Below are 3,798 nucleotides of genomic sequence, written 5' to 3'. Positions count from 1 at the left end.
CTCGCAGAGTCCGTACTCACGGGTATGCTCCAACGATAGTGGTGACAACGACCGTTGTCTACGGTGCGCGCCGGTGTGGCGCATCGACTGTTACTGTTCGGCAATTCGCCCGCCATTGGCCTGTGACCAGCGGTTTTTCCGTGCACCCTGGTGACGCTCACCCGCGCCGCTTAGGCTGGCGCGGGTGGATGTCGAATCGTTCGACGAACGATCCGGCCCGGTCGGCGAGATCGGTTCTTCAGGCCCGCTCGGATGGCTGCGCAAGACCAACCAGAGCCCCAGCGTGATCGCGTTCGTCAAACGGGCGCGCCGGGTGCTGCCCGGCGACCCCGACTTCGGTGATCCGTTGTCGTCGGCCGGGGTCGGCGGTCCGCGGGCCGCGGCCCGGGTGGCCGACCGGTTGCTGGATCGCGATGCCGCCTCCCGCGAAGTCGGACTCGGTGCGCTGCAGGTCTGGCAGGCGGTTGCTGAGCGAGTCTCCGGGCGACCGGCCAACCGCGAGGTGACCTTGATGTTCACCGACCTGGTCGGCTTCTCGGCGTGGTCCCTGAAGGCCGGTGACGACGCCACTCTCAAGCTGTTGCGCCGGGTCGCACAGGTGGTCGAACCCCCGCTGCTGGAGTCCGGCGGGCACATCGTGAAGCGAATGGGCGACGGCACGATGGCGGTGTTCTCGAATCCTGTCACCGCCGTGCACGCGGCGTTGATCGCCTTGGACGCGGTGCAGTCCGTTGAGGTGAACGGTTATACGCCGCGGATGCGCGCGGGGGTTCACACCGGACGCCCGCAACGCATCGGTTCAGACTGGCTGGGTGTCGACGTGAACATCGCGGCGCGGGTGATGGACCGCGCCACCCGCGGGGGACTGGTGGTGTCGCAGACGACGTTGGAGCGCATCCCCGACGACGAGTTCGGCGCGCTCGCGGTGTCGGTGAAGCGGGTTCGCCGCCCGGTGTTCGCCCCCAAGCCCGACGGAGTGCCGGCCGACCTGGACATGTACCGGGTCAGGCGGCAGCGGCAGGCCGGCAAAAACGGCGGCGCGGATCGCCCCGAGGAACCAACGGGCTGACAGCTCCTCAGCAGCTGGCCGTCGACGCGTACGGTCAGAATCGCTCGTCAAAGCGCGGACTGGGCTCGAATCCGCGGCATAGGATCCGACTCATAAGCCGGGTGCGTCGAGAACGCAAAGGACACCGCGATGGCCACTTCCTCCACCCTCCAGGTCCTGGCGATCGCGCTGTACTTCGCCACCATGATCGGGATCGGCTATTACGCCTATCGCCAGACCAGCGACCTCGATGACTACATGCTGGCCGGGCGCAAACTCCGACCCGGCGTCGCAGCGTTGTCTGCGGGAGCATCCGACATGTCTGGGTGGCTGCTCCTCGGTGTGCCCGGAGCCATTTACGCTGCGGGACTCGGGGAATCCTGGATTGTCATCGGCCTCGTCATCGGCGCGTACCTGAACTGGCGCTACGTCGCCCCACGACTACGGGCCTACACCGCGATCTCCAACAATTCCATTACGGTGCCAACCTTTTTTGAGAACCGGCTTCGCGATCACTCGCATGTGCTGCGGATCGTGGCCGGAACCATCATCTTGGTGTTCTTCACCTTCTACGTGTCATCGGGCATGGTCGCGGGCGGCGTCTTCTTCGAATCCACCTTCGGCTCGTCCTACACGTGGGGCATGCTGCTCGTCGCGGGAATCACGCTCAGCTACACCCTGTTCGGTGGATTCCTCGGCGCAACCCTGACCGATGTCGCGCAGGGGCTGTTGATGCTCGCCACGCTCATCGCTGTTCCGATTGTCACCGTCATCGCGGTCGGTGGCCCGGGTGAAGTGTTGAATGCCATCAACGCCGCCGACGCCGCACACAACCTGTCCGAACCGGGCGACGAACTCCACCGCACCTCACTGTTCTACGGCGGCAGCGTGCTTGCCATCGTCTCTGCCGCTGCCTGGGGACTGGGCTACTTCGGCCAGCCCCACATCCTCGTTCGGTTCATGGCCCTGCGGTCGCCGGCCGACGCGAAAGCGGGTCGTCGCATCGGCATCGGCTGGATGGTGCTGAGCTCAATCGGCGCGATCGCCACCGGCTTCGCCGGCCTGGCCTACTTCTTCAACAGCGGCGAAACTCTTGACAACCCCGAGACCGTGTTTCTGCGGCTGGCGCAGATCATGTTCCACCCGTTCATCGCCGGAATCGTGCTCGCCGCGGTACTTGCCGCCGTGATGTCGACGATCTCGTCTCAGCTGATCGTCTGCTCGTCCGCCCTGGTCGAAGACATCTATCGCGCTTTCGGCAAGGAAAGCAGCCCGACGAAGCTCGTCAACTATGGCCGACTCGGCGTGCTCACGGTAGCGGTGGTCGCCATCCTCATCGCCCTGGACCCGGGGGGAACGATCCTGGACCTGGTGGGCTTCGCCTGGGCGGGGTTCGGCGCGGCGTTCGGGCCACTCATCATCCTGTCGCTGTTCTGGCGGAAACTCACCTCCGCGGGTGCGATTGCCGGAATGATCAGCGGCGCCGTGGTGGTCGGCATCTGGGGCCAGACCGATGCACTTGCCAGCCGGATGTACGAAATAGTTCCCGGATTTATCGCGTGCGCCACCGCGGCTATCCTGGTATCGCTTCTCACCGCCCGAAGTGACGACGAGATCGAACGCGAGTTTTCCGAGATGGAAGTGGCGACGCGCGGACCGGCTCCGGTGGGCTGACTCGAACTCCGTTGAGGTCACGGCTACCTGCAGGTGGCAGCCGTTTGCGACCACCATGGGCCGGGTACTCTCGGGCTCGTCCGGTCGTGACATAGGTTTAGGTGGCAGACCGGCTTCCTTTACCGCACGCCAACGCATCGCCTCACCGGTTGGAAGGCAGCGGAGACGAGTACGAAGGGGCCCTATCGTGAATCTCAGAAAAAGCGCGGGGACCGCACTGATTGCCGGTGCGCTAGCGGCAGCCTCCCTCGGACTGGGCGCTGCTCCAGCACAGGCGGATCCTGGTCGCGGCCCGGATATTCCATGGATTCCGGGGCCGGGGGACTGGGTTCATTGGAACCAGGGAATCAAGGGGCCCCCACCCGGACAGCTCAAGAAAGTGTGCCCCTGGAACTCCCCGCCAGGTCACTGGGTAGGCGGTCCCCACGGGGTCCCCTGTACCTGAGACAACTCGGGCCGCGTCCTCCCTAGAATTGTCGGGTGCCGTCACCGCATCGCAGTCGTTTGTGGATCATCGTTGCCGTGCTGGTCGCGGCGACAGCCTGTGGCCAACAGGACAGTCCGCAGGACACCGGGCAAGCAACAGCCGCCGAGATCGCCCAGCCCACCGGCGCCGCTGCGCCGACCACCGCCGCGCCGGCTCCGCCGGGCGGCTACGAGGCGACGCTGCTGTTGGTCCAGGAGGATGCGGGCTCCAACTCCGTCGACGTTCACCTCCCCCAGTTGACCGGCGGGCCGTCGGCAGTTCGAGAGCGGTTCAACGGCGGGATGCGGACCGCACTCGACGACCTCGTCGGGCCGGCCAGCGAAACGACAGTGAAAGACGGCTCGCTGATGGGCGACGAGCGCAGTCGGGTCACGACAATCACCGAACATGTCGTCGCCGGGGTCGCGGTGTTCAACTGGTATGGCGCGGGCGCGGCCCATCCCAACAACAGCGTCGCGACGATCGTGATCGATGCAGACACCGCAGACCCGATCCTGCTGCAGGATGTCTTCGTCGATCAGCAAGCCGCGGCCGAGCGCCTGTCGGCGATCGCGCGACAGCTCGACGACCGGGTGGGTCCGCTGACTCC

Annotated in this window: 3 protein-coding genes; all 3 read left to right on the top strand. The window is 65.8% G+C overall.

Features of this window, described 5'->3' with window-relative positions:
• The first annotated feature begins 184 nt into the window (after positions 1–184).
• On the top strand, positions 185–1,069 hold the full coding sequence (locus tag ACN269_RS33485; RefSeq protein ID WP_421477160.1) for an adenylate/guanylate cyclase domain-containing protein: 885 nt from the start codon (positions 185–187) through the stop codon (positions 1,067–1,069).
• Positions 1,070–1,198: 129 nt separating this feature from the next.
• Positions 1,199–2,722, top strand: a complete 1,524-nt coding sequence (gene putP / locus ACN269_RS33480) for a sodium/proline symporter PutP (protein ID WP_421477158.1) — start codon at positions 1,199–1,201, stop codon at positions 2,720–2,722.
• A 480-nt stretch (positions 2,723–3,202) separates the two neighbouring features.
• Positions 3,203–3,798, top strand: a 596-nt coding sequence (locus tag ACN269_RS33475) for a hypothetical protein (RefSeq protein WP_421477156.1), incomplete at its 3' end; no start/stop codon positions are given.

Origin of the sequence: Micromonospora sp. WMMD736 (assembly GCF_049179015.1) — a bacterium.
Lineage (GTDB): Bacteria > Actinomycetota > Actinomycetes > Mycobacteriales > Micromonosporaceae > Micromonospora.
Note: the sequence above shows the minus strand (reverse complement) of the source record. Positions and strands in the feature narration are given on the sequence as shown.

Coding starts and splice junctions, on each gene's coding strand:
- putP (WP_421477158.1), top strand. CDS start 1,199: ATGGCCACTTCCTCCACCCTCCAGGTCCTGGCGATCGCGCTGTACTTC.